18 protein-coding genes and 2 pseudogenes are annotated in these 24,081 nt (G+C 62.6%); 4 read left to right on the top strand and 16 right to left on the bottom strand.

Annotated elements, in window-relative coordinates; translation table 11 throughout:
* Nucleotides 1-1,720: 1,720 nt before the first annotated feature.
* The 11 genes and pseudogenes from ACFFIC_RS14790 to ACFFIC_RS14740 form a co-directional block, all read right to left on the bottom strand.
* Entirely contained in the window at nt 1,721-2,059 is a 339-nt protein-coding gene (locus ACFFIC_RS14790) for a hypothetical protein (protein WP_377051626.1), read from the bottom strand.
* Nucleotides 2,060-2,275: 216 nt separating this feature from the next.
* Nucleotides 2,276-2,692, bottom strand: a pseudogene (locus ACFFIC_RS14785) (TniQ family protein); the annotation flags it as partial.
* A 45-nt stretch (nt 2,693-2,737) separates the two neighbouring features.
* Complete coding sequence (locus ACFFIC_RS14780; protein ID WP_377051624.1) at nt 2,738-4,111, bottom strand: hypothetical protein; 1,374 nt, start codon at nt 4,109-4,111, stop codon at nt 2,738-2,740.
* 69 nt (nt 4,112-4,180) lie between these two features.
* Nucleotides 4,181-4,561 (bottom strand): annotated as a pseudogene (locus ACFFIC_RS14775) (TniQ family protein); the annotation flags it as partial.
* A 1-nt stretch (nt 4,562) separates the two neighbouring features.
* On the bottom strand, nt 4,563-5,270 hold the full coding sequence (locus ACFFIC_RS14770) for a TniB family NTP-binding protein (RefSeq protein WP_377051620.1): 708 nt from the start codon (nt 5,268-5,270) through the stop codon (nt 4,563-4,565).
* Entirely contained in the window at nt 5,204-5,614 is a 411-nt protein-coding gene (locus ACFFIC_RS14765) for a TniB family NTP-binding protein (RefSeq protein WP_377051618.1), read from the bottom strand. The genes ACFFIC_RS14770 and ACFFIC_RS14765 overlap by 67 nt, the downstream gene beginning before the upstream one ends.
* A 50-nt stretch (nt 5,615-5,664) precedes the next feature.
* Nucleotides 5,665-7,701 carry a Mu transposase C-terminal domain-containing protein gene (locus tag ACFFIC_RS14760; RefSeq protein WP_377051616.1) on the bottom strand — a complete coding sequence of 679 codons (2,037 nt, stop codon included), beginning with the start codon at nt 7,699-7,701 and terminating at the stop codon, nt 5,665-5,667.
* Nucleotides 7,698-8,405: a hypothetical protein gene (locus ACFFIC_RS14755; RefSeq protein ID WP_377051614.1), complete on the bottom strand. Its 708-nt coding sequence runs from the start codon at nt 8,403-8,405 to the stop codon at nt 7,698-7,700. The genes ACFFIC_RS14760 and ACFFIC_RS14755 overlap by 4 nt, the downstream gene beginning before the upstream one ends.
* Nucleotides 8,406-8,844: 439 nt before the next feature.
* Nucleotides 8,845-9,720: a nucleotidyl transferase AbiEii/AbiGii toxin family protein gene (locus tag ACFFIC_RS14750; RefSeq protein ID WP_377051622.1), complete on the bottom strand. Its 876-nt coding sequence runs from the start codon at nt 9,718-9,720 to the stop codon at nt 8,845-8,847.
* Nucleotides 9,721-11,007: 1,287 nt separating this feature from the next.
* Nucleotides 11,008-13,290 carry an AAA family ATPase gene (locus ACFFIC_RS14745; protein WP_377051612.1) on the bottom strand — a complete coding sequence of 761 codons (2,283 nt, stop codon included), beginning with the start codon at nt 13,288-13,290 and terminating at the stop codon, nt 11,008-11,010.
* Complete coding sequence (locus ACFFIC_RS14740) at nt 13,280-13,618, bottom strand: DUF6634 family protein (RefSeq protein WP_377051610.1); 339 nt, start codon at nt 13,616-13,618, stop codon at nt 13,280-13,282. Before ACFFIC_RS14740 ends, ACFFIC_RS14745 begins: the two co-directional genes overlap by 11 nt.
* 307 nt (nt 13,619-13,925) lie before the next feature.
* Here ACFFIC_RS14740 and ACFFIC_RS14735 point away from each other — a divergent pair, with 307 nt between their 5' ends.
* Together ACFFIC_RS14735 and ACFFIC_RS14730 are read left to right on the top strand one after the other, a co-directional pair.
* Complete coding sequence (locus ACFFIC_RS14735; RefSeq protein ID WP_377051608.1) at nt 13,926-15,788, top strand: ATP-binding cassette domain-containing protein; 1,863 nt, start codon at nt 13,926-13,928, stop codon at nt 15,786-15,788.
* Nucleotides 15,789-16,537: 749 nt separating this feature from the next.
* On the top strand, nt 16,538-16,930 hold the full coding sequence (locus ACFFIC_RS14730; RefSeq protein ID WP_377051606.1) for a MarR family transcriptional regulator: 393 nt from the start codon (nt 16,538-16,540) through the stop codon (nt 16,928-16,930).
* 987 nt (nt 16,931-17,917) lie between these two features.
* Here the strand turns inward: ACFFIC_RS14730 and ACFFIC_RS14725 are convergent.
* From ACFFIC_RS14725 to ACFFIC_RS14705, 5 genes are all read right to left on the bottom strand, one after another.
* Complete coding sequence (locus tag ACFFIC_RS14725) at nt 17,918-18,691, bottom strand: enoyl-CoA hydratase/isomerase family protein (RefSeq protein ID WP_377051604.1); 774 nt, start codon at nt 18,689-18,691, stop codon at nt 17,918-17,920.
* Complete coding sequence (locus ACFFIC_RS14720; RefSeq protein ID WP_377051602.1) at nt 18,688-19,896, bottom strand: CaiB/BaiF CoA transferase family protein; 1,209 nt, start codon at nt 19,894-19,896, stop codon at nt 18,688-18,690. The genes ACFFIC_RS14725 and ACFFIC_RS14720 overlap by 4 nt, the downstream gene beginning before the upstream one ends.
* Before the next feature lie 64 nt (nt 19,897-19,960).
* The gene (locus ACFFIC_RS14715; protein WP_377051600.1) at nt 19,961-20,458 is read right to left on the bottom strand and encodes a MaoC family dehydratase; all 498 of its coding nucleotides are present in this window, start codon (nt 20,456-20,458) and stop codon (nt 19,961-19,963) included.
* The gene (locus ACFFIC_RS14710; protein WP_377051598.1) at nt 20,455-21,423 is read right to left on the bottom strand and encodes a Bug family tripartite tricarboxylate transporter substrate binding protein; all 969 of its coding nucleotides are present in this window, start codon (nt 21,421-21,423) and stop codon (nt 20,455-20,457) included. The genes ACFFIC_RS14715 and ACFFIC_RS14710 overlap by 4 nt, the downstream gene beginning before the upstream one ends.
* Nucleotides 21,424-21,511: 88 nt before the next feature.
* Nucleotides 21,512-22,483 carry a Bug family tripartite tricarboxylate transporter substrate binding protein gene (locus ACFFIC_RS14705; RefSeq protein ID WP_377051596.1) on the bottom strand — a complete coding sequence of 324 codons (972 nt, stop codon included), beginning with the start codon at nt 22,481-22,483 and terminating at the stop codon, nt 21,512-21,514.
* A 144-nt stretch (nt 22,484-22,627) separates the two neighbouring features.
* On the opposite strand from ACFFIC_RS14705, the gene ACFFIC_RS14700 reads away from it, so the two are divergent.
* Both ACFFIC_RS14700 and ACFFIC_RS14695 read left to right on the top strand, forming a co-directional pair.
* Nucleotides 22,628-23,599 (top strand): LysR family transcriptional regulator, encoded by a 972-nt coding sequence (locus ACFFIC_RS14700; RefSeq protein WP_377051594.1) that lies wholly within the window; start codon nt 22,628-22,630, stop codon nt 23,597-23,599.
* A gap of 88 nt (nt 23,600-23,687) precedes the next feature.
* Nucleotides 23,688-23,924 carry a hypothetical protein gene (locus ACFFIC_RS14695; RefSeq protein ID WP_377051592.1) on the top strand — a complete coding sequence of 79 codons (237 nt, stop codon included), beginning with the start codon at nt 23,688-23,690 and terminating at the stop codon, nt 23,922-23,924.
* Nucleotides 23,925-24,081 lie beyond the last annotated feature (157 nt).

The following is a 24,081-nucleotide window of genomic DNA, read 5'->3' as shown; positions in this document are numbered from 1 at the left end:
CCACCCAAGCCCTACACACCGGACCGTGCCGGATTTTCCACCACCTCCGCGGACGCTACCCATTTGCGGACACAACCGTCTCCGTCCGGCAGATCCATCGGCCATAGGACAACACCATGGTGTTTAGTGATACGGCAAGCGCATGGGACCTCCTGCTTCCCGTTGTCCAGGACGCTCCCAGTGGCCGCTGGCAACGGAGCCGCCGTCGTGAAGCCTTGACAGGGCGCCGCTGGATCCCACGGCGTCTTCCTTGAAGCGGTTGGCCTCACCCTGTTCGGGCACTCAACATGCGGTCTGCCCCCATGCTGCCCCTCGACCCGCCCCTCACGCCTGATGCGACCACAGCGAACGGCCCCCCCCTTCGCCAGTTCTTCCATGACGAACGCCAAGCGATGGCAGCCGCCCGCCATAACCTAGTGGCCAAGCTGCGGTTCGGCCGTCACCTCCTGACGACGAACCCTTACACCGTCCTTGGCCGCATGCTCGTTGCGGAGGCGGCACCCACGAACGTTCAAATGGAGGTCATGCTACGAGACGCCGTTCGGATTGAGCTTCGCCCGTGCCCGCGCCCAGGGTGACTTCGCCTGGTGGGGCGTGACGGCCACCCGCCCGTTTATGCGGGTCATCAAGGCACTTGGTGACCTAGGCAGGGAGATGGGCGACGAGAGGGTAGCCGGGGTCTGCTACCGCAAGCTCTTGGCCATGAACCCCTATGACAACCAGGGCGTCCGAGTTCTCGTTGGGGATGACGTCGAGCGCCAGGGGGAGACACCTGCGCGGAGAAGGTAGGCGATCTGGAGATCTCGTGATCTGACACCTGGCGGCTTTTATTCGACAGCGAACTGAACTGGATCTACACAGTAGAAGCCAGAACGATCCGAAAAGAGATCGTCCAGGGTTGGGCAGGAGGAAGCCTCATGCAAACTGTGACGTCTCCACCCAAACAAGGCGCGCTGAGCCACGCTCAAATTCGAGCCATGCTCCACGACGCCGAAGGACTGGCGGCCGCCATGCGCAAGCAGTTGGCAAGGCGACCCCAATCGCTGCCGTCGAGAGCCAGAGCGCTTCTCTTCCTGTTCGTTGCCCAGGGCTTCTCGGCCGAAATGCGCCGTCGCCTCCGCTAAGCCATCATCGGCCCAGCAATCCTGCGAGAAGGCTACCAACCCCGCCCGTAGCGCCCCGGCCCGCCATTCTGGCCATAGGTGACATCATGACCAGGGAAGGCAGCTGTGCCGCCCCTGCGGAGTGCCACCGGTCCATGCTGCACATGAACTCAGCTGCCTGTAGGGGCGGACGCTTGGTTCTCGGGCATGGCGTCCAACCCGAGGTACAGGCGGCCGGGTGGAGGCTGTAGGAGCCAGGACATCGTCATTCCTGCCCCTGACCCGCCACAGACACCAAAAATGCGCAACAGGATTTCAAGCAAGAAGAAAGAAGGAAGTCAGAGAGTACAGAGGGTTAGCTGAGAGGTTGTCTGGATAACTGGTAGTTTGTCCAGACAACCACGGCGAGAGATACAAAAACTATGAGGTGTCAGAGACCTTGTCCCTGGAATCACGCTAAGTCCTTGTTTTCTCGCACACGCGCGACAGACGACCTGTCCCTACGTGCCACCAACATTGTCCCGGACAGGCGTCTGTGCCGTCAACTTTGTCACCATACTGAAGAGGCCGATTTCTTCGATCACCGGAACGCCGCCGCCTACGAAAATTTGGGAGGGTCACTGCACCCCCTTCGGGCGCCTTGATGGTGAAGGACGCGTACTCTCGGCCTCAAGGCAGATTTCTCGCAGGACCATCCCCAGTTGCCTGACGTCCTCATTCAAGCCGTCTTCCATCCAGGCGTACTGCGAGAGCGTATATCCTGCCATGGTCGGCTCCGCCTCGAAGAAAGCATACAGTCCCTCCAGGAGGCCCACGACGTCGCCAGCCCGGGAAGCTGCCAACGCAAACCCAACGGAGAGGACATCGTGCCGCCGGGGGTCACGCACGTGGTATCCAGCCCCCCAGGGCCGCAGGCCCAGGCGCAACGCACCCAGCAAGATGACCAGCTGGATCACGCGATGGAGTTCCAGACCGTCCAGCAGGGGCGGCTCAGCTACTACGACACCAGCCATTCTGGCCTCTAGGTAGGCAGCCAGGGCGAGACGATCTTCTCGAGACCGGGAGGTCCCTGCCCTGCACAGATCGACACCACATCCGCACCGTACTGTGCCGCTTTGACCCCACTGAAGCTGCACTTCGCAGGCTGGGCACTGAGATAACAATTCCCCGCCGTGAAGCGAGCAATCGCCAAGAGCCAACAAATCCCAGCGCGCAAGATGGACTGGCTTCTCAGCCAAGCAGGCGGGGCAAACCACCCGTTGCTGACCATGGAGGTCCATGTGGCCAAGCGTCTGACCTCCGTAGCGTAAGAGGTTCAACCTGCTCTCAGGGGTCTCCGCGATCCTCTCTGCGCAGAGAGGTCGTAACTGCTCGACCGATCGTCCCGATACGACTGACAGGACTTCAACCGACGCCCGATCGGTACCCTGGCTGGGGAAGATCAGGCGTGCCACCTCCTTGCCCAGGATCTCCTGCGGGTGCCCTCGAGCGTTGCGTTCCGTAAGACGAAGAATGAAGCCATTCAGGCTCTCGCCCGGCTCTGGGTCACAGCGAAGCGGCAGAGGTCTAAGTTTGTTGAAAGGAATCACGCAGAAGGAGGCTGCTACCTTGCTGCAGCTTGCACAAGGACTCGGCTACCTAATCTTGTGGCGGACGGCTTTGACCTCCGATGCCAAGAAAACGATTTGGCGGGACCCATTCCCGGGCCCGAGTACGGGTCGGCACCCGAGGCTTACCAGTTGGGACGCCGCCCATCCCCGATGGCGACCAACCTCCAAGTTGAGTTGTCCGGGGAGCACATAGGTTTGCCGAAAGGCCTGGATAGCAGTCTCCCGGACATGCCGTCCCTGCGGAGTAGCGTCAGCCGCCAGCAATCCCCTGTTGACCAGGAGATGGACGAGTTCGCTGTTTGCACCGATGCGACGTCCAGCCTCAGTGATCGAGTACCCCCTACCTGTCGGGCAGAGGCGATCGAGATCCTCCTCTGCAAACAGGAACCCTCCCACCCCCCTGCCCTGGCAATCCTTGCCCACTGGGCTCACGCCGTCTCGGAGCAGGTATTCGCATGCCCTTTCCCTAGAGTAACCCGCGCGAACCAGACGTCCGAGGGCAGCCCCGAACCGCATGGATGCCATGGATGGAATGGAAGGCGAGGTCGGCAGACGATCCTGTATCGCTCGGTGCAGGGCCTTCTTCGACCAAGCCAAGCCCGGACGAAGAACGGAAGCCGGGCCGGTGTCCGGTTCGACCCCAAGTGCTCTCAGAGCGGCCTGCACTGACACGCGACCAATACCAAGCTCCTGTGCGGCCTCCCTCTCTCCAAGGAGATCCACCTGTTTAGCCTGGACGGCCAGAACATCTTCCAGTCGGACTAGAGCAGGCCGTCCAGGACCGGAGGTATCCAGCGCAACTTCAGCACGGAGGAGCACCTCCTTTAACTTCGACCGCGTACAGCCCAGACGATGTGCGGCGTCAGTGAGCGTGATTACCCGTGCGTCCTGCGCCAGATGTCCAATTCTTATCCTCGTCGGCTCCACAACAACCTGATTGCCTAGGTACCTCTCGACTTCAGCACCGACGAGGCTCCCGATCCGGCTCGTTTGCTCCAGACGAGAGAACCACACGGTTGCCTGTCCGAACGCCTTGCGCATGCCAAAGCGACCGGGGCGCCAGAGGCTGCGCTCGGCCAGGCGGCAGAGGAGATCCCGGAACGCATACGGCCACGGAACAAGGCACCGGTACCCCGCCCCGAGTAGATCAGCCACGATACCCGCCTCGCGTATCATGTGTGTTGGCTGGGGAGCACCGACGAGCTCCATGTCGAACTCCCCGAGCTGAAGCATCGAATGGAGCAGGTCGGTGGTCGGGAGTTCAGCCGGAAATCCAAGCTCACTAGTTGTCCTTTCTCCCTCGAGCAGGGAGATACAGGCCTGGTGGGCGGCGGCCACACTGGCGCCAACGGACTTGGCTAGAACACGACGGAGGTCCTGACCGCAGATGCAGTTCACCAGGGAGGTCGTGGTCCAATCCAGGTCACAGCCGCAACTGGGACAAGTGGACACCAGAAGCCTGCAATGCCTTGGGCACACTGGAACCGGCGATATGTCCCAAACAGAACGGTGGATGGGGTTGTCGATCAGGCATTCAGGGCAGACGCGGCGAACCCCGGTTACGATCATCCAGCGGGAGAGGACATGAGACCGGAAGTGTACTCCGTGTCGGTCGTCCACCGAGTAATCCAGTCCCACCAAGGCCGCCTGAGGGAGACCTCCCGCCTCGGCAAGTAACTCCGAAGCACGCCGCGCAAAGGGTAGCAGGGAGGGCGTTGTGAACCTGAGATCGAGATGATTGAGGAATGGCTGGAGCGACGTCCATCCATTCCTGCCACCAAGGCGTGCAGCAAACCCGAGGAGGCTCTCCCCAGATGCCGGATGCCCGAGCCTTAGACGCAGCACCATCTCACGCGGCTTCAGGATGCTCGATGTCCTGCTGCCGGGGACGGCGCTTACCCTTCCGGATCCGTGTCTTACGGGTGGTGTCCCGGCTCGGCGGCTCGTAGCCCTCAAGGCTTACAAGCGCGAAGACGTTGAGCCAGTCCGGGTTCTGGAAGTTACGCCTCCGCTCCTCGACAGCCATGAGGAGTTCCCGATCGACCACATATGCCCCCCGCTTCCCCGCCTCCATGATGACGAGAGAGAGGAAGTCCACCAGACGACCGAGATACCCCCCGGTCGCGAGGTGAAGACGATGAGGCACGTCGCCGCAGAGCAGGTACGATGCATCGTCAAGCGGTACCTTGGTCAGCAGGCCCCGCAGGAGGGTGATCCAGTGGCTCCCTTCGTCACCACCATCCCACTCAAAGCTGCTGAGCTTCTGACTTCCCATGGATCGCCGCTCAAGCTGCTCGTTGAGCGAATAGGCAAGGGCGGCTTCGGGCGTGCCCGCAATAACTAGGGCGATGCCAGAGTTGGCGAGGGATTTGAACCAATCCGCGGTGACATAGGCAAAGCGCCCTGTTTCGCTGTCCGTCAGGTGCTGCGCTTCATCAAGGATCAGGAGACGGACCCCCATCTCCCTCAGGTGATGGACAAGGATACGGGTCAGATCCGCCTCCGTCGCACGGCTGCTGACACCTTGGACCTGCAGAGCAGCCAAGATCGCCCGCATGGTGCCTGGCCGGGTGGCCATGCCGGGACCTCAGCATAGACGACCTCCATCCGATCATGGAGGTCGTCGCTCACGACCGCGTGCCGGTTCCGGAAGCGCTTGAGGATGGTCGACTTCCCGGCTCCGGCCTCCCCAACAAGGAGGTACGTCCGGGCCGGGCGCTCGACGCCCTCCTCGGGCGGACCGAACGCCAGGATGGACTCGAGATCAGTCTCGATGTCGATGATCTGTGGATGCCGAAGATACGTGCTCTGGAACTCTGTCAGCATCGTCTTCGTTCGCTGGACGACATTCTCCCCCAGCCGGTGGAACGGGGACTGCGGCACGATAGGTACGTAGGTCATAGGATTTCTCCACTAACAATGGTTGGGACGAATTGGTGCTCGGAGTCTCCTTAGAAGGAGACCCCGAACTCCCCACGGCGTGGGGCTTGAACAACCTGCGGCACCGGGCGCGCTGTGGGACGACGTGCTGCCACGGACACCGGCAAGCCGGTTTGAGGGATCGCCTTCCCGTCTTCGCCGACGTCCGTCACCTTCCCCGTCGCATCTGGGAAGATCGTGTTCAACCGCGTGGCCGTGAGCTTCCCCGCATTCCGCACGCGACCGATGTCGGCGCGAAGGCTCGCCTTCGCCTCGATGAGCATGCCCATAGTAGCGACCTGACGAGCCTTGAGCTGGGCGCGGGCCCGTGCGGCCACCATGTGGTGCTCCGCGATGGTCATCCCCTCCGCATAGCCCCGGTCTGTACATGCCACCGGAACGTAGAGCCCCGGCTCTCGATAGTCCTCCACGTGAACGGTGCCGAGGTTATCGGGGTCAATCCGCACCTTCACCGCCTTCGGAGCATCGGGATGGTTCAGCAGCTCACGAAGATGGACACTGCGCGGCTCGCAGTAGTGCAGCCCGTACAGCTCAATGCCCTTCCGGGTAAGCCGACGATACTCCACCTGAGCGAGCGCAAGCATCACATCAGCCGCCGAGGAAGGAAGGGTCACACCTCCGATGAGGCGAAGCCCTTCTTCCCACCGCTCGTTCGGCGCCTGCTTTGTAAAGCTGTGCGGCGTGTTGCAGTAGACATCCGTCACCCATCGGTGAACGATTGCCCGGAGTTGGTCGACCGTGAGAAAGGCATTCGCCTTGGAATCGTAGCTCCCTCTCTGGGCCGGGTTCGAGAATGTCGTGCCCGCCAGGGTGTGGAACACCTCGACGTTCATCCGTCGGAACAGTCGCTCCGTCTTGCCCTTGTATCGGGGCTGACCGGCAGGGCAGAACTGCAGAGTAATGCCAAACTCGAGCGCAGCATTGCGCAACGCAGCGCAATGGAACTCGGGACCATTGTCGAGGACAAGGGTCTTCATAAGCCCCATCGCAGGCCAATGACCCTTTGCCCGCAGGTCTCCCGGATCCACCTCGAGCAAGTGCTCCTTTGGCAGGATGCCGTTCCGGAGGCACAGCATCACCGCCCGCCATCCCGCGGCTTCAAGACCAATGTGAATACCGACAATCATGCGGCTCCACCGATCCACCGCAATGGTGATCGTCGGCCGACCGATTGGAACACCAGTGTGTGGACAGACGACAATGATGTCGGCAAGCGTATGGTCAACTTCCACCTCATGGAGAAGGTGGTCACCCTGGGGGCCGAGACCGACAAGAGAATGCTTCTTGTCAGCTTCAAGGCGTCCTTCCCTCGCGATCGCCAGCGTCTCCTGCGAGATTGCCTTCAGCTTGCGGTAGAAGGTTCGCTTGCTGGGCTCAAGGAGGGTTGGCGCGGCGCTCAGGAGCGTTGCGCTGAGTTCCTGCTGCTTCCTATTGAGCCTTCCCTTGAACTCAAGGTAGGCCTCGGCTCCGCTCACCGGCTCGGGAAGCATGACAAGGTCTTGAATGACCGAGTCCATGATCGTCAGCACTTGCGCGGCGAACTTGGGTTGAGTTCCACCACAAGCGTGGTTACGCGGCACGAGGATGCGAACATCCCCGAGCTCCTCAAAGCCGAGGGCGATAGCCCGCTCCGCCCACCGGCGTAGGGATCGGGAGCTTGGGGCCTTGGGCAAGTTCTCCTGTTGACGCACCTTGTCGATGAGCTCTTGCAAGGCTTTGTTTGACCACCGACGGCGCCGGTCGCGGAGCATCTCCCTCACGAACGGCAGGCGGAACTCCGCTTTTGCGCGTGCCGCCTCGACAAGATCTCCTGTATCCGTCTCTAGGATCTGCAATGCGCGTTCTGACAGAACTTCCTGTCGACGATCAATCTGGAGAAGGCCTACACCGTACTCTTGAAGAAGGGTGCGCTCCGGAACGGAGGAAAGCGTCTCATCGGAGACGCGGAGCAGATTAATCTGCCCATCCTTTGAACGAGAAAGAACTTTGTGGCGGACGCCCTCACGAACGAGGTGGTCGCCGCTGCGCAGCTTGAGAGAAGGGGTCATCGGAAAAGCTCCTTGGCATTAGCGTGGGGAAGACGGATGGATGTCTGCTGCGAGATCGGTCCGGCACCCAGGTCAATGACAAGGTGCCGATGAAGGGCCAGGGTCAGCAGGTCAGCGCGGCTAGCCATGGGGAGCATGGCTTGGAGGTCCCCGACGGTGACAGCACCATGAAGAAGGACCGCCTCCCGCACGAGAACGGGCAGCCCAGGTGGGACAGATCGGTGTCGAACCGCTAGGATGTCCTTCGCCGCCACAACGCTCCGACGAAAGGAGGTGCAGGTGCTATCGACCAACTCGTAGCCGATGCCACGCACGGGGAGATCGGACTGCAGCACCGCAGTGCGCCAGTCGACCTCTGCCTTCGACCGTGGCGATAGATCGCCATACGCTTTGACCTCGCGCAGGACGACACTGCCATCGTCGAACCTGACCTCTGCATCCGGGACGTGACGACGCTCTGTGCCGCAGTCGTTCCAGCGGATTTGGTCTGGCTGAGCACGCGCGGCGATCACCGATGCATCGGCATCCAGCGTCATCCAATGGAGCATCTCGCCCGCAGACTCGCAGGGAACGAGGCAGCCAATCAGGACACTCGGATAAAGACGGATGACCCGCAGGGGATGCCGCGTCTCGATACGACGCGTAGGACCTGCGCTTCCGTCGCGCGGCATCATCTCGCGGGGGATCTTCCGGGAGATACGCATCAGGTGCGCCCTCCCCGCATCTGACCCAGCGTACGGCCGCCCCACCACGCGGGGTCCTCAAGGGCATACCGATATGTTTGCGCTGCAGGGCGCATGATTCCTCCAACCGCCAGAAGACGGTCCACCTGTGCTGAGCAAGGGAAACAGAGTGGTGTGGAGAAATCCGAGCCGACGGATCCGAGCTGTACGGCCGAGAGCGCGCGGACGACCGCGCACTAGGCAAGTATCAGACGATCAGTGACATGGAGAGCGTCTCACAACACCAACGCCAAGCCTGACTGGCTGACCGCACAAGGCGGCCCAGCGTCAGGCGCGGCGTATGGTGGAGACGATGAGCGCGCGCAGGCTCTCGCCCCGGGTATCCGGGGCGTTCAAGGCGACAAAATCGTCGACAGGGTTGCGCATGGTGGTCGTCTGCTATCCTGGGACAGGAAGGGTGTCAACAAAGCCGTCGATCGCCATCGGCGTTTGAATCCGCCGCACTGGGCTGAAGTTGACTGCGCCTGGACGGGGTATGGGATCGTAGAGGTGCCTGGAGGACCCATCCCACACCCGGTCTCCAAAGGTATGGGACCTTCGCCTCACCTCGCAGGTACCGAAGGAGCGGCAACAAGAATTCCTCTAGGACGACTAACACAGCCCCTAGTGACGGCAGAGGTGTTGGTATCCAGCTATCGGCCGCCATGGACGCCCATGCATCCCGGCGCTCCGGGGTCAGTGCATGGACCTTGATGCCGGACGCCCAATCCTCGTCATCCCTGGTGATCAGGATCTCGGCCTCGCGACCGGCGAAACAGGTGCGAAACGCTTCGACGAGGTTGATTGCCCTGAAGGCGTAGAGGTGTGTGAGAACCCAGATATCGTAGAGATCTCGTGGTCGGCTGTGGGAGATGCCATACGTGACGAGCAGGGCTACCTTCTCCGCGATCAGCCATTCGCGTGACATGCAGCTAACGAGTGGTAATGGGCCGTCGGGCTTCTCCCGACTAAATCGTATGCGCTCAACGTGACTACTGCCCCGAGGATCGAGAGCAAGCATGATCCGAAATGGGGTTGCCTTGCTGAGAACCAGTGCGGTCGTGAGCAGGCTGACGATGTCCCCCTGGCCGCTGCCATGCCGGGTGATTGTCATTCTTTCCCAACCCAGGACTGACCCATTCCTCCCTGATGTTGCCTCGCGGAAGGTAGCGACTGGATCTCCGTCGCCTCCGAGATCCACCATATCCAGCGCACGCGTTCGGCGAGGAAGGTCTCCAAGCCATACCGCGAAGGACCAGCTACCCCGAACAGCAAAGCGATCTCGATGGGAGGACATGGAGATCTGGCTAAGGATGTGGCCCACCGCCATGTGGCGACGGGTATCCTCCACTCCCAGGTTAGGCATGCTCCAGATCATGGCGCAGGCCCTCTGAGAGTACGCACGAGAACTTCCAGGGTATGCATCGCGGCCGACGGGGTCCGGAGCGCCTTGGCCGTGGCCAGGATCTCATCCGGATCGCCACCAGCCGAAGTAAAGCGCCGCCCGGCTTCTATCCCGATGTCGTCCCCACCGATGTGCCTGGCGTACCGGACTAGATCGACGACCGTCCGCGCAGGTCCGGTCCGCCGGATTGGCACCCCGCAGACCTCATCATCGACAACCCCGACGTCAAACGCCCCTTCATAGGACCACCGTAGCGTACGATGCGGGGTATCCCCTGCCTTGGCGTCGTGTACCTGCAGGGGAAGAGCGAGCCATGTAACGGCTGGTGGCTCATCCACCAGGACTTCAAAATGGGCGGCGGTCGTGAGGCAGACCACTGCCCGTGGCATTCGAGCGCAGGCCGACGCGAGGCCTGCCAGCCAGGGATCGGGAGCCTCATGCGCCAGATGGTATGCGCCGTGCGCCGTCCTTGCGATCACGCCCGCCTTGAGAGCGTCCGCAATCGTCTTCGGGCGAACCCCCGCGGCAAGAAGGTCAGAAGACCTCCGAACCACCCCACCAGTGAGCACCATCTCCAACTTCCTCCGCTGATTTCCACCACGCGGAGTAGGCTGAAGAAAATTATCTTCACGAGTCGAGTCATTTTTTTCGTGTATTTTTATCTCTCTGATTCCGCTCGTTCTCATCAGCCAAGGTCCGATGTCAGCCTACGCCACCTGACCGCCACTGTGTGAGGCGTTCTAATCCGCCAGGCGCCAAGCCAGAGTCTCAAACCAGACCACCGGCAAGGCACGCTGCCGTACCCAGAGGATCATCTCACCTCCTCAAAGTAGGCAGCCCCCAAATCTTGCGATTGCATGATGGGTAGTGCGGGGCGGCGGGGGGGGAGGAATGACTCCCTCCAATGGCTACTTCACCTCAAGGATTGGGTATCACCGCGACCCAAGGATCCACCCACCTCCAGCCACCGGAGCACCTTGCGAAGGGATTGGCAGACTTGAACCATCCGGCCACCAGGCAGCAGGAGAAGAGTTCCATCGGGCGTTTCACAGACGGCGGCGATGGAGGAGGGAGCAACAGCATGAAGGACGCCGTCTGCATCCCGGATGGTGACGTACCGGCCAATCCGCTCCCCTTCGTCTAGTGGTTCCGTTCCCCCGTAGTCGGCTTGTTCGAGCATTAGGCGTCCTCCCTCTGCTCGATGTTGCCGAGGAGATCCAGAACCTCCCCTCCGGACAACGACCCACGATTAACCAGCGCCGCAGCCACGTGCTCCACCCCTGGCCGATGTCGTCTGACCAAAGCAATGGCGCCCTCGTAGGCATCACGCAGGACGACCGCCACGCGGTGGCGGACTTCCGGCTTGGAGAGCAGGTTCTCCAAGCGCTGGTAATCATCAGCACCCCCGAGATAGAGGAGACCCTCGGGATGTTCGTCCAGACCGGACGAACAGACTTGGAGGACCGCGATGCGGGTCGCCTTAGCCAAGTCCGATGCAGGCGACCCACCCGCGCCGCCAGAAGGCTCACCCAAGATGACCTCTTCAGCTGCCCGGCCTGCGAGTGCAGCCCTCAACTGAGCTTGGACTTGACCTCGTGTAGGATTGGGGTTTTCGCGGTACAGGTCGAATGCATCAAGTGTGGTGGCCGACCTGCCCCCAACCAGGGGGTCAACCACCACCTCCAGGATGGACGACGCATTCATTACCGAGCAGGCCAGCACATGCCCGGCCTCGTGAATCGCCATACGCCAAACGGCATCAGTGCCGTGGGTAGGAGGCGCCTCACCAACCTCCGCGATGAGGTCCTCCAGCAACATGGGGCGTCCAGCTGTGCGTGCCAGCCTACGTGCGCCACGGCACCAGCGTTCGATATCGGCACCGACAGCACCACGGCGATAGGCAGCCCTTGTCACAGGACTGAGGTCTGCGTCTCGCAAAGCTCCGGCGAGGTGAACCCGTGCGATTTCTACCAACCCTTCTTCGTTCGGCTTCTCTAGCCTGATGAATTGTTCGAGGCGTCCGGAGCGGATCAGAGCCGGATCCAACCGAGAGGCATCGTTACAAGTCGCGACAACTAGAACGCCGGTTCGGTCGATCGCACCATCGAGTTGTTCGAGGAGAGCGTTGACGACCTGCACGACATAGTCGCGGTATGCGTGCTGGACTGAAGCACGTGTAGGGAATGAATCGACTTCATCGATGAGCAAAACGCACGGAGCCTTGCGGCGCGCCTCCTCAAAAGACTTCCGCATTGCTGCGCAAAGCGAGCCGAGATGCCCATCCTTGTCGCCCTGCCACTGTGCCAGTGACGCAGAGACAAACTCGGCACGTGCTGAGTTAGCCAATGCACGAGCGAATGAACTCTTACCCGTCCCGGGCGGTCCTTCCAGAACGACGCCGCGATCGAGCTCCGACCATGGAAGCTCACCTTGCCCGAAAGCCCGGAGATCTGCAGCTGTCTGTCGTCCCCACACCCCAGCGGCGCCAAGACCTGGTAGATCGTCCAGGGTGATGCCAGTGGGCTCCTCTCGTCTTGCAGCGATGGCATCACGTTTTGCCAACAGCTCACCAAGGCGTTCTAGATAGGCCTCCGGCGTCTGACCTGGTCGCCTTGCCAGGTCGATCAGGGTGGACGTCAGGGTACTGACCGCCGCGGCAGTACGTGGGGGCATCTGCGGCAGCCGCGCCGACGGCCAACCATCATCTGAGGAGAGGGCACTTGCGACCAATCCGATGACCTTGGCATTCGGCAGCTCGAGGACGAGCCGTTGGTCTTCCGCGAGGATGACATCCTGCGGCAGGAGGGCGTCAGGCTCGTGAGAGAGGGCGTGAACAACCTTATGCATACTGATACCGTCCCGAGGGACTTGCGATCGATCGGTCGCTCGGACTGCCCTCTCCAGCGCCACAACCTGTTTGACTTCCGAGGTGTTGTAGTAGTCACCCTCGGCCTGGAATCGGGCGCGCGCGAGACGACGTTGAGATGCCTTGGTGAGTGCGTCACCCTGGAGGGAGGTCTCTGGCGCCATGACGGCGTCGACGATCAAGCTCCAGGCCTCAACGATACTATAGCTCAACTCCTTGTTTGGCGTTTGGATGACGGACACGGAGCCAGGTTCCATTGCACGAGCCAGGAACCCTGGCGTTGCCGTTAAGGCGGCTCGTACGAGCAGCAGCCCGACGACTGTGGAGGGGGTGAGGCTAGCAGCGCGACGGAAAGGATCCATGTCCGGCGATACGTTGTCGTCCCATGGGACTGGGAGCCTGCTCACCCGTCGCTGCCCATTACCTCGGCGCTTCCTGGCCAGGCTTGCCAGAACCTTGGACTGAGCCTGCCTCTTGTCCGGCTCAGTGCCTTTGTCGTTACCTTGATCTCCGGGCAAGTCAGGGGTGACCTCGGCGGCGAGCGGATCGCCGTTGTCCTGCTTGAAGTCGTGAAGCTGCCTGCGATCAATCGGCATGATTATCTTCCCGGTGCTGATCACCGAGGACGTAGAAGCGGGACAGCGTCCGAGCCCAGCGGCGCTCAAGGTCGACGGCCCACACCTCAGTTGTATGAACAGGTCCATCCGCGAGACGAGGGTGCCCCTGCAAAATTCCGATGACCGTCTTCATGCTCCGTGCACTCCATTGCCAGTAGTCGACGACCGGCGCCACATCGAGGTCTTCTGGAGTAGGGCCGATCCCCCCGGCGATGGCGCGAAGGTCTCGTGCTAAGTGTTCAAGGCGGTCGGCCTCAGCGAGAAGGATTGGGTGCGCGCGATCGAGCCCAAGATGAACCAGGATCATGTGCAAGTTCCGAAGGTAGGTTGGGGACGATCCGCAGAGCGGATAGGCAGCGTTAACCTGCTGCGGCCCCGCCTATTCGGAATTCAGTGCCCCAAGTCCGGACGCAACCAGCTGCACCCGGTGCCACAGAACAGGTGGAGATCACTGCGGCTGGCGAGGTTGAGGCGTTGTGCATGACCAGAACAGATAATGAACTTTCGCGAGGTAAGTCCAACTTTAATTTTCAGGCGTTATTCTCGATCACCCCTGGTGTGGAACTACGAGATCGTTAATGCCGCATGGCCTCGAAGATGCGCAGAGGCAGCCTATGTTCCTTGCCATGCATTTCATGTCGGCGACTTACCGCCAGAGGCTCCACAGCCTACACAGAATACTTGGTGAGTTCCGCAAAGGGTTGTGGCAACCCCTATCCAGGGCGCGACGTCAACGTCTGCTTCTTGTCTCCGGTCTCGTTGCACTGGGCGCCGGAATTCAGGGTTTAGCGCCGCTGGCGTTGACCACCGCAGTCGACCATTTAACTGCAGGCAGTCTGTCCATCGCTGTTCTAGCAGTAGTTACCTACGCTGCTATGGCGGGGCTATCGCGTGCGTTGCGGCAGGGGGTGTCTCTTGCCTACGGCGCCGTGGCACGGGCATTCGAGCGAGATCTCTACCGGCAGGCCTATGCTCACACCCTCGCTTTGCCACATGCTGTGCACCTTGACCGCCGTGCTGGGGAACTTGCCCGCACCGTGACTGACGGAGTGCGCGGTTGGCGACGCATGTTGGATGCGGCTGTCTTCACCGCGCTACCTTTCGTTGTTGAAATAGGCACAGTGTGTGCCGTACTCCTCACCGCGGACGTCCCAGCATCCATGCTCAGCGTGCTGCTGACATTCGTGCTAATCTACGGCGTTGTTTTTCACAGAGGTATCCTCGGGCAGCGCGCTTCCTATCGAACAGCCGCCAAGGCCGACGCCGAGGCTCAAGGTGTGGCCTCCGATGGCTTGGCTAATCAGGAGACCGTCAAGCTGTTCACCCGAGAGGCCCTCGTTGAGGAGAGTATCGGGAGAGCTTTTGCACGCGGCGGAGCCGCCTGGGATCTCTACAACCGGATCGTAGCAACCAACGGTCTTCTGCTCTCGGCAATCTTCACCCTTGCCCTCGGTACCACGCTCCTACTGGCAGCCCGCGAAGTCGCAGCAGGCCGTATGTCGGCAGGTGGCTTCGTGCTGGTAAACGCGTACGTGCTTCAGGTTGTTGGACCAGTGGAGCGCCTGGGTCAGATGGCACGGGAGGTGGTCCAGGGCCTCGATTTAACGGCGCGACTGCGAGCACTGATGGCTGAACCTGGAGAAGCGACGCTGTCACCCGGCACGCAGACCCTCCCTGGCAGGGGGCCGTTGGCACTCGCAATTCAAGATTTGAGGTTTGGCTACGATCCCCAGCGCCCAGTGCTGCACGGCATCAACCTGGAAATCCCAGCAGGGCAGACACTGGCAGTGGTGGGACGATCAGGGTCGGGCAAGTCTACTTTGGCTCGGTTGATATGCGGCCTGTACCGGCCAGACGGCGGTGCTCTACGGCTCGACGGAGTGCCCATTTCTGATCTTTCCCTCACCGCACTTCGCTCGGCAGTAGCGGTGGTGCCCCAAGACACTGTCCTGCTCCACGATACACTCCGCGCCAACCTCATCTTCGCTCTGCCTGAGGCATCTGAGGCGGAGATGCTTGAGGCAGCGCGCGTTGCCGGGCTGGAAACTGTGGTGGACGCACTACCCGAGGGATGGGACACCGTAGTCGGCGAGCGTGGCCTTCGTTTGTCCGGTGGGGAGAAACAGCGGGTGGCCATCGCGCGTGCTGTCCTGAAGCGCCCACGACTACTACTCCTGGATGAGGCCACGTCCTCGCTGGACACCCGTACTGAGCGAGCCATCCAGTCCAGTTTGGATGACGCCGCCAGAGGCGTGACCACCCTCGTTATCGCGCACAGGCTGTCGACCGTGCGCAACGCTGATGAGATCGCGGTGATGGAAGATGGCCGTATTGCCGAGCGGGGTCGTCATGAATTGTTGCTTGCTGCTGGTGGGCGCTATGCGGCCCTGTGGCATGCACAGGAGGAGAATGGTCTCTCGGAGCATGATGAAGGTACGCCAGAACTCGGCTATCTTGCGCCTTCAGCCCTCGATTAGAGACAATCAGTAAAAGCTCACCCGCCGTTGTGGGTCGGGCATGTCGCCAAACATAAGATGAAGTGGACGTCGTTGCGCCTGCTTAATACGCCAGCATGTGGAAGGGGTTCCATGTACTTTTCCGGGCGCCAAAAGGACCGGCAGCCTAGGGGTTAGACTGAATGATGGTCGGGCTGGAACCACACCACTTTTCCGCCCGCGCAATCGTCGTTAGCGCCTCAGCTATCGTTCTCACGACTCTGGCGGTCTTACCTGAGGGCATGCTGAACAACACAATACCCTCAGCCCGGCGTGATTGAAGCCAAGTCAGTGTGCGGTCTTGAGGCATACGACCGAGGCTTGATGGGGTGACCACCCCCAGCCACACATCGCCCTCCTCACCCAAATGCGTCTCTACCCACCATGACCCACCGCAAGCCACGGACTGCCGCGCAGCCCAGGAAGCAGCCTGCCCTCGTTCGGCGCGTGTGATGCCCTGTACATCGTCGCCAGGGAGAGCAATGAGGTGGAGTACCGCTGACATGGTGGGGATCTCACTGGAGTGCCGCGCGAGCCCCTTGTAGGCTCATAGCGTCACGCCTCAGCGGCATCAGATACACGTCCATTTTGCGCATAATGAGACGAATATTGCAGAGAAATGTGAGCTATTGTTATTCGTTTCTTTTGTCTTATGTTGCGGGATCCGTTCTGAACTCCACCTCCGGTAGCAGTCACTCGACACCGCAGGATATCCGCAAAAGGCAGATCCCATGGCTGTGCAAGGCACCCCCGAACCGTTCGTCGAGATTCTCATGTCGACTGTTGTGGCACTCGTCAGGCGCGATGGACCTGACCTTTCGGCTCGGCAGTTCGGCGTATTCTTGACGGTTTACCTTGGCGAGGGTCCGCACACGGTGCGTGGGTTGGCCAAGGAGCTGAACGTGTCCAAGCCTGCCATCACCCGCGCGTTGGACCGTCTGGGCGTGCACGACTTCACACACCGCCAAGTCGATCCCAAGGACCGTCGCTCGATCCTCGTTCAGCGCACCGTCAAGGGGGCTGCCCTGCTACGCGAGATCCGCGCGATCATGGGTGAGGCCGCGGCTGCCTCCGACGAGGCTGCACCCGGCGGCGCCACTGAACTGCGCCGCCAGCACGCTTGAGGTACAGCCTCACTTACCTTGGGCACGGCATGGATGACGAGGCGCTTGGATTACTGCCCTCTCGGTTTGGGAGGGTGCGGCGTTTCACCTCAGCAGCCGGTGAACACAGGGGTGCGCTTCTTAGCGGCGGCCCAGCGTCCCCTGGCGTAGTCAGTACTGGAATAGCAACGGTCCACCGCAGTTTGCGCCCGCTCGCGATTCAGGGACCATCCCGGCGGCTTAAAGCTTTTTCACTTTACACGGACGCACATCTAGGATCGGCGAGACAGTTCCAGCCCGCCTAACTCGATTCTCCATCTTCCTCAGCCGTATCGGGCATTACGGCTACGCCCCCAGCTCCACTCAGCGGACCTCTTCCTCTCGGCACCGCCGCAACGTCTTCCGCTCCATCGAGCGGACCTTTTCCTCTCGGAACACCAGGAATCGGCACGGGCTCCAGTGGCAGGTAATGAGGACGTCTGCCGAGCGCTATATCATTCAAATTTTCGATTTGCTCGCGTAGCCAAACACTAGTGGGGTCGCTTGGAAATTCGTTCATTGCTCGCGTCTCCATCCTCTCTGGCCACGTCCGGCAACACTGCTACACCGCCTGCTCCATTGAGCGGGCCTTTTCCTTTGGGATTATCAGGGACGGGCGCAGGCTCTGGTGGCGGATCGGAGGAGGGCCTGGAATGCAGGTCATCGAACATCTTCTGAAGGCCCTCGCGTAGCCAATTGTCGAAGGAGCCGACAGGATCCCCGCTCATCGCCCGCCTCCAGAACCTCAGGTCTTTATAACGCTACCGCCCACTATTGGTCACTAGCCACCTAGCAGCGGCCTAACTGTCGCCGAAGCGGGTCTGTGCAAGCGTGAAGTGCTCTAGTTCCTGAAGAGCGATCTTGGCAGTAACGAGGTTCAGTAGCGCGTGCGCCGCCAGCTCCCCGCCGCCCGATCCGGAGGAGGAATATCTTGAGGCAACTACGTGGCGAGGCCGAGACCGGGTGCCGTCAGCGCCGCCAGGAAGGCTCCCTCTTCTGGAGGAATGCGGTCAGCCCCTCCTGAGCCTCCACGGTGGTGGCGAGATTGCAGAAGTCCTCCACCGCGTTGGCGACGCTGCGGCGATAGTCGAGGTCGTTGGCGCGCATGAAGGCGGCCCGGCCCAGGCGCATTGCGACCGGCGGCTTGCTAGCGAAGTTGGCAGCCAGGGTCCGAGCCGCTTCATCCAGCATGTCGTCGGGCACGACCCGGCTGACCAACCCAATGGCCGCAGCCTCGGCCGCCTCGAAGCGCCGCCCCGTGAACAACAGGTCGAAGGCGCGGTGGCGGCCAACGATGCGTGGCAGGTGGGCAAAGTGGATGGCGGGAATCAGGCCCAGCTCGATCTCCGGGTAGCCGAAGCTGGCTCCCTCGGCGGCGATGATCACGTCGCAGGAGATGGCAAGCGTCATTCCGCCGCCGCGAGCGGCGCCGTTTACCGCCGCGATGGTTGGCTTGCCCATCCCGTACTGCACGTCGGCTAGGCCGACATAGAGGCGCTCCAGGAAACGGCGTACCTCCAGGCTGCTCTTGCCAACCAGGATGTCGAGATCCAGCCCGGCAGAGAAGCGATGTGGCAGGGTGCTACGCAAAATCACGGCGCGCACGGCGTCGTCGGCGGCAGCACGGCGGAAGCCGTCCAGGATGGCTTCCAAAAAGTCCACGCTCAGCGCGTTGACCGGACCGCGTGCGAGGGTGATCTCGGCGATGCCGTCCGCCGCCTTGTAGGTGACCTCCTCAGTCATGTGGACACCTCCTCCTGGGGCATGTGAATGGCGCCTTGGGCCGCTAGGGCGGCAATGGCCGGTGCGTCGTATCCAAGGCCCAGCAGGATCTCTGCGGTATGCTGGCCGTGGAGCGGCGGGGGCCGTTGCCCCTCGCGCGGGGCGCCGTCGAAGGCCACGGGGAAGCCCACCTGTGGCATGGGCCCGAGCACGGGATGGTCGGTCTCAAGCACCAGCCCGCGGCTGGCAAGCTGGGGATGGGCGAGGGCCTGGTCGAGGGTTTGGATGGCGGCGCAGGGCACGCCCGCGGCACTCAGGGCCTCCAGCCAGTGGGCCAAAGGCTGCTCGGCGATGCGATCCTGCACCAGACGGACTGTCTCGGCAAAGTTTGCCACCCGGGCGTTGTTCGTGGCGAAGCGAGGGTCCTCGGCCAAGCCTTCCAGGCCAAGCAGGGCGGTGAGGCGACGCCACTGTGCATCATTCCCAGCCCCGATCATTAAGCTGCCGTCCACGGCGTCAAAGGCCTGATAAGGAGCGAGTGAAGGGTGTGCGGTCCCCATGCGCTGGGGCGGCTTGCCCGTCAGCCAGTAGTTCTGCGCCAGGTAAGTCATCAGCCCCATGGCGGTGTCGAGGAGCGAGAGCTCCACATAGGCACCGTGGCCCGTCCGTTCGCGCTCCAGCAGGGCGGCGAGGATGCCGCTGAGGGCGAACATGCCAGTCCCCAGATCCACCGGCGAAAAGCTGGCCCGTGCGAATGAACCGCCGGGCTGGCCCATGGTGCTGATCATGCCGCTAAAGGCCTGCAGCATCACGTCGTAGCCGGGCTGCTCGCCCAGTGGGCCACTGCGTCCGAAGCCGGAGATTTCGCAGTAGATCAGCCGGGGGTTCAGAGCGCGCAAGGTGTCGCTTTCCACGCCGAGCTTGCGGGCGGTGCCGCCGCCAAAGCCTTGGATGACCACGTCTACCTCGGCGGCCAACCTGTGGACGATCGCCCGGCCTGCTTCGGATTTCAGATCCAACGCGAGGCTGCGTTTATTCCGGTTCAACGCCATGAAGGTGGCGGATTGGCCTTCCTTCTGCGGCGCCCAGGCGCGGGTGTCGTCGCCGCCCTTCACGGGTTCCACCTTAATGACATCGGCGCCGAGGTCGCCCAAGTACTGCCCGCAGAGCGGTCCCGCGAACACCTTGCTGAGGTCGAGGATCCTGACGTCTCGCAGGGGCTTCATGACGGCGCTCCGGGAGGGATGGGGCATGGGGATTGCGCTGCAAGGCGGAGTGGCGCGAAGCCGCTCACGGGGTCACCGGGCGGCGCCGCAGGAGATAGCGGTGGCGCCCTTCCAAGACCATCACGCCACCGCCGTTGTGGACGGTGCTGCGCAGGCCGACGACGCCGGTCGTGCGGTTCGGCGACAGTTCGTCGACTTCCAAGGCGGGGTACAGCGTGTCCCCGGCGAAGACAGGGTGCAGGAAGCGGCTGGACTGCTCGAGGAAGGCCTTCAGAGACTCCTCGACCAAGTGGGGGAAGATGCCCGCCCCGGCAGCCGTCTGAATGGCCACTTGGTACCCATGGGCGAGCATGTCCGGCATGCCATGCGCCCGGCAGTACTCCCGGTTGTAGTGCACCGGGTGATTGTCGCCACTGGCCGCTTGGAAAGCGAGGAAGATGGCGTCCGTCATCGTCCGACTGGGGAGGGGGAAGCGCTCGCCAATGCGGAAGTCCTCGAACCAGCGCTGCTCCGGCATCATGCGGTGGGAGCGGTGGTCGAATGGCGTCTCTGATCCGGTCACTGCACGCTCATCCCGGTCTGACGAACGACATTGCGCCACTTCTCGATCTCGGCCGACGCGAAACGCGCTAGGTCTTCCGGCGGGCCAGGCTCCGCCAGCTCGGCACCCAGTTCAGCGAAGCGCGCCTGGAGAGCCGGTGACGCCATGGCCTCGCGGGCAGCCGTGTTGATCCGAAGGACGATCTGCCGCGGTGTCGCCGCCGGGACGAAGACGCCAGACCAGGTGTATGCCTCGTAGCCGCGGACGCCGCTCTCGTCGAAGGTCGGCAGGTCCGGGGCGGCCGGGCTCCGCGTCAGCATAGACCAGCCCAGGGCACGTCCAGTCCCGGCCTTGGCCTGCGCCAGGGCGCTGGTCGCTGCGTCGACGTAGAAGTCGAGGCGACCCGCCGCCAGATCGCTCATCGCGGGGCCTGAACCTCGGTAGGGGATGTGCACGGCGTCCAGCTTCGCCATCATGAGAAGCAACGCTGCCCCGAGATGCGGCGCACTGCCGACACCGGCGGATCCGTAGGTGGCCTGCCCCTTGCGGGACCGCACCCACTCGACGAACTCGCTGACGTCACGGACCGGAAGGTCCTTTCGCACGAGCAGGACCAAGGGAACCTTCGCGATCAGGGCAACGGGAGCGAAGTCCTTCTCGGTATCGAACGGAAGGTTGGGAAAGAGAGTGGGGTTGATCGCGTGGGCGACGGTGGTCAGCAGGATGGTCTGGCCATCGGGCGCAGACTTCGCCACTGCCTCGGTCCCGACCACCACCCCGGCGCCGGTCCTGTTCTCCACCACGACGCGCTGGCGCAGCGGTTCCGCCATTGTCTCGGCGAGGATCCTCGCCTGAATGTCGGTCGGCCCGCCCGCTGCGTAGGGAACGATCATCCGTACCGCGCCGGACTGTGCCCGCGCCGGGGAGAAGGCTGCGCCCAGGCCGATCCCGGTCCCGGTCGCCACGATGGAGCGTCTGGTGAGCAAAGCCGTGTCATCCCTGATGGAGAGTGTTGGCGCATGCGGCCTGGACCGCCTGGTGGTGCGGACGTGGTAACCAGCTCGCAGGGCGGCGCTACTCGCGCCGTATTCCGGCTTCCTCAGCGAGCTTGACCCAGCGATCCTTCTCCCGGGCCAGGAAGCCCTCAAGGTCTGCATCGGCGGTCACGAACGGCTCTGCTCCCCTCGCGCGCAGCCTCGCGGCATACTCGGGCGCGCGGGCGGCAGCTGCCACGGCAGCACGCAGCCTCGGCAGGATCTCGGTGGGGGTTTTTCTGGACGCGAAGGCTGCGAACCAACCGGAGAACTCGAAGTCGGCCAGTCCCGCTTCCTGCAGCGTTGGAACGTCGGGCAGTCCGCTCGTCCGGAATGCGGAGGTGACGCCGAGCGCGCGAACGGATCCGGCCTGGATCTGCGGGGTTGAGGTGGTAACGTTGTCGAAGAGGAAGTCCACGTCTCCTGCCAGCACGGCGTTCAGCGCCGGGGCGCTGCCGTTGTATGGCACGTTGACCGCTTCGAAGCCGCCGAGCTTCTGCAGCAGGGTGGCGGTAACATGGGGCGAGCTGCCAATGCCGAAGGTCGCGTAGGTCAGCGCACCCGGGTTCTTACGGCCCCGTTCGATGAGCTGCTGTACCGAGGTGACGTCGATCTTCTTGGAGTTGACCACCAACACGTTCGGCAGGGCGGCGACAGTGGCCAAGCCGACGCAGTCGCGAGAGAGGTCAACCTGCGACGTGCCGTAGAGCGTCGGGTTCAGGGTGTACATCGTGCCGGTGCTGAAGAGTACGGTGTGGCCGTCAGCCTCGCCTGCCGCCACGGCCGAGCCGATATTACCGTTCGCGCCCGGCCGGTTTTCGACGATTGCGGTACCGCCGATCTCCTGCCCCAGGCGCTCGGCGACCAGACGTCCAATCAGGTCGGTCGGGCCACCCGGTGCGAAGGGTACGATGACCCGCACGGGCTTGGACGGCCAAGCAGGCTGAGCATGGACTGCCGGAGCAGCAAGGAGCGCTGGGCCGAGGGCGAGCGTCAGACGGCGGGTAATCATTGGTCGGTTCCTCTGCGAGCGCCGTCCGGTCATTGCCGTGGCGCTGTGCTCCCGAGCGGGAGCGTCGGGGAACCTCCGGCAAAGCCTCCCAGAACACAAAGACATGGTTTATCTAGGTGATAGATGTCTCCGTTATAGGTGATCATGGATCTCCGGGTCCTGCGGGTCTTCCTCGCAGTGGTGGAGGAAGGTTCCTTCTCCGCGGCAGCTGAGCGGTTGCGGATCGCCCAGCCCGCACTGAGCCTGCAACTGCGGAAGCTGGAGGAGGAACTCGGCTGCCAGCTGGTCCAGCGCCTTCCACGCGGCGTGGCACCGACGCCCGCAGGGCTGAAGCTCCTCGCTCACGCCCGCGATCTCCTTGCGCGAGCGGCGGCGGCCCGGGACGATCTTCGCGGCGAGGCGGCGGAACCCACGGGAGAGGTCACGATCGGCCTCCCGCAGTCCGTGGCGGCCATGCTGACGGTCCCTCTGCTGAGCCGCGTGCTGGCGGAACTGCCGCAGGTGAAGCTCCGCATCATCGAGAGCATGACCGGCTACATTCCGGACTGGATCCGTGAGGGCAGGCTCGACCTGGGAATGGTGTTCCGTGCCGATGTCGGGAGCGGCCTTGTCCTGGATCACCTGCTGGAAGAGCAGCTCTTCCTCATAGGGCCAGTGGACTCGCCGGTGGCGCCGCTGGTCCCGGGAAACGGGGAGATCGGTCACGTCACCTTCAAGGTGATGATGCACCTGCCGATGATCCTGCCCGGCGTGCCGCACGGGCTGAGAGAGCTGATCGACCAGCGTGCGCGTCGGAGCGGGATGAAGCTCCACGTCGTGGCCGAGGTGGACGCCCTGGCTCAGCTGCCCGCCGCTGCCAGTGCAGGGCTTGGCTGGTCAATTCTCTCCTTCACGTCGATCCAGGAAGCGTGGGAGGCTGGCCGAATCGGCGCATGGCGCATCGAGGATCCCGCCATCACCCGTTCCATCTATCTCTGCCGCCCGTCGGACAGGCCAGGGACACAGGCGGTCCGGGCCGTCGGAGATCTCCTGCGCCAGGTGCTCGAGACGCTAGTACAGGACGGGACCTGGCCAGCAACCCTGAGCGGCGAGGTTCAATCTGGTGGACACCTCTAACACCAGGTCTCTGAAGCCCTGACTCTCGTAGGGGATTCCCTCACAGGACTGGATTGTGATCCAAGATGGCGAACGGTGGAGGCTCGCCATGACCATTCCGCTTCGGGGTGACTTCGACGTGGTTCGCCTAAGCGTGGCAGCGCGTCGGACGAAGGATGCGGCTCAGGCCCGGCGACTGCTTTGGCTAGCTGCGGTTTACGATGGTGCGACCCGGACCGAGGCGGCCAGGATCGGTGGCGTGACGCTGCAGATCGTCTGGGACTGGGTGCTGAAGTTCAACAGCGCCGGTCCTATGTGGCCAGACCGCCCGCAGGACAGACGCTGAAATGATGTCCCAAACGGCAGGAATGACAATTCGTCCGGGCTGTCTGACACGGCCGCCGTCATGCAACACGGCTGCAGCGTGGATTTCAGTCGTCATACCAAGCGCCTTGGTCGCTGACTCGGATGTGATCCCGCCCGTGCTGCGGATGTGATTCGCT

The organism is Muricoccus vinaceus (genome assembly GCF_042433125.1).
GTDB lineage: Bacteria > Pseudomonadota > Alphaproteobacteria > Acetobacterales > Acetobacteraceae > Roseomonas > Roseomonas vinacea.
This window is presented reverse-complemented; position numbering and strand designations above follow the sequence as displayed.

Coding starts and splice junctions, on each gene's coding strand:
- ACFFIC_RS14770 (WP_377051620.1), bottom strand. CDS start 5,270: ATGCGGGCGATCTTGGCTGCTCTGCAGGTCCAAGGTGTCAGCAGCCGT.
- ACFFIC_RS14765 (WP_377051618.1), bottom strand. CDS start 5,614: ATGACCTACGTACCTATCGTGCCGCAGTCCCCGTTCCACCGGCTGGGG.
- ACFFIC_RS14760 (WP_377051616.1), bottom strand. CDS start 7,701: ATGACCCCTTCTCTCAAGCTGCGCAGCGGCGACCACCTCGTTCGTGAG.
- ACFFIC_RS14755 (WP_377051614.1), bottom strand. CDS start 8,405: ATGCGTATCTCCCGGAAGATCCCCCGCGAGATGATGCCGCGCGACGGA.
- ACFFIC_RS14750 (WP_377051622.1), bottom strand. CDS start 9,720: ATGTCCTCCCATCGAGATCGCTTTGCTGTTCGGGGTAGCTGGTCCTTC.
- ACFFIC_RS14745 (WP_377051612.1), bottom strand. CDS start 13,290: ATGCCGATTGATCGCAGGCAGCTTCACGACTTCAAGCAGGACAACGGC.
- ACFFIC_RS14740 (WP_377051610.1), bottom strand. CDS start 13,618: ATGATCCTGGTTCATCTTGGGCTCGATCGCGCGCACCCAATCCTTCTC.
- ACFFIC_RS14735 (WP_377051608.1), top strand. CDS start 13,926: ATGTTCCTTGCCATGCATTTCATGTCGGCGACTTACCGCCAGAGGCTC.
- ACFFIC_RS14730 (WP_377051606.1), top strand. CDS start 16,538: ATGGCTGTGCAAGGCACCCCCGAACCGTTCGTCGAGATTCTCATGTCG.
- ACFFIC_RS14725 (WP_377051604.1), bottom strand. CDS start 18,691: ATGACTGAGGAGGTCACCTACAAGGCGGCGGACGGCATCGCCGAGATC.
- ACFFIC_RS14720 (WP_377051602.1), bottom strand. CDS start 19,896: ATGAAGCCCCTGCGAGACGTCAGGATCCTCGACCTCAGCAAGGTGTTC.
- ACFFIC_RS14705 (WP_377051596.1), bottom strand. CDS start 22,483: ATGATTACCCGCCGTCTGACGCTCGCCCTCGGCCCAGCGCTCCTTGCT.
- ACFFIC_RS14700 (WP_377051594.1), top strand. CDS start 22,628: ATGGATCTCCGGGTCCTGCGGGTCTTCCTCGCAGTGGTGGAGGAAGGT.
- ACFFIC_RS14695 (WP_377051592.1), top strand. CDS start 23,688: ATGACCATTCCGCTTCGGGGTGACTTCGACGTGGTTCGCCTAAGCGTG.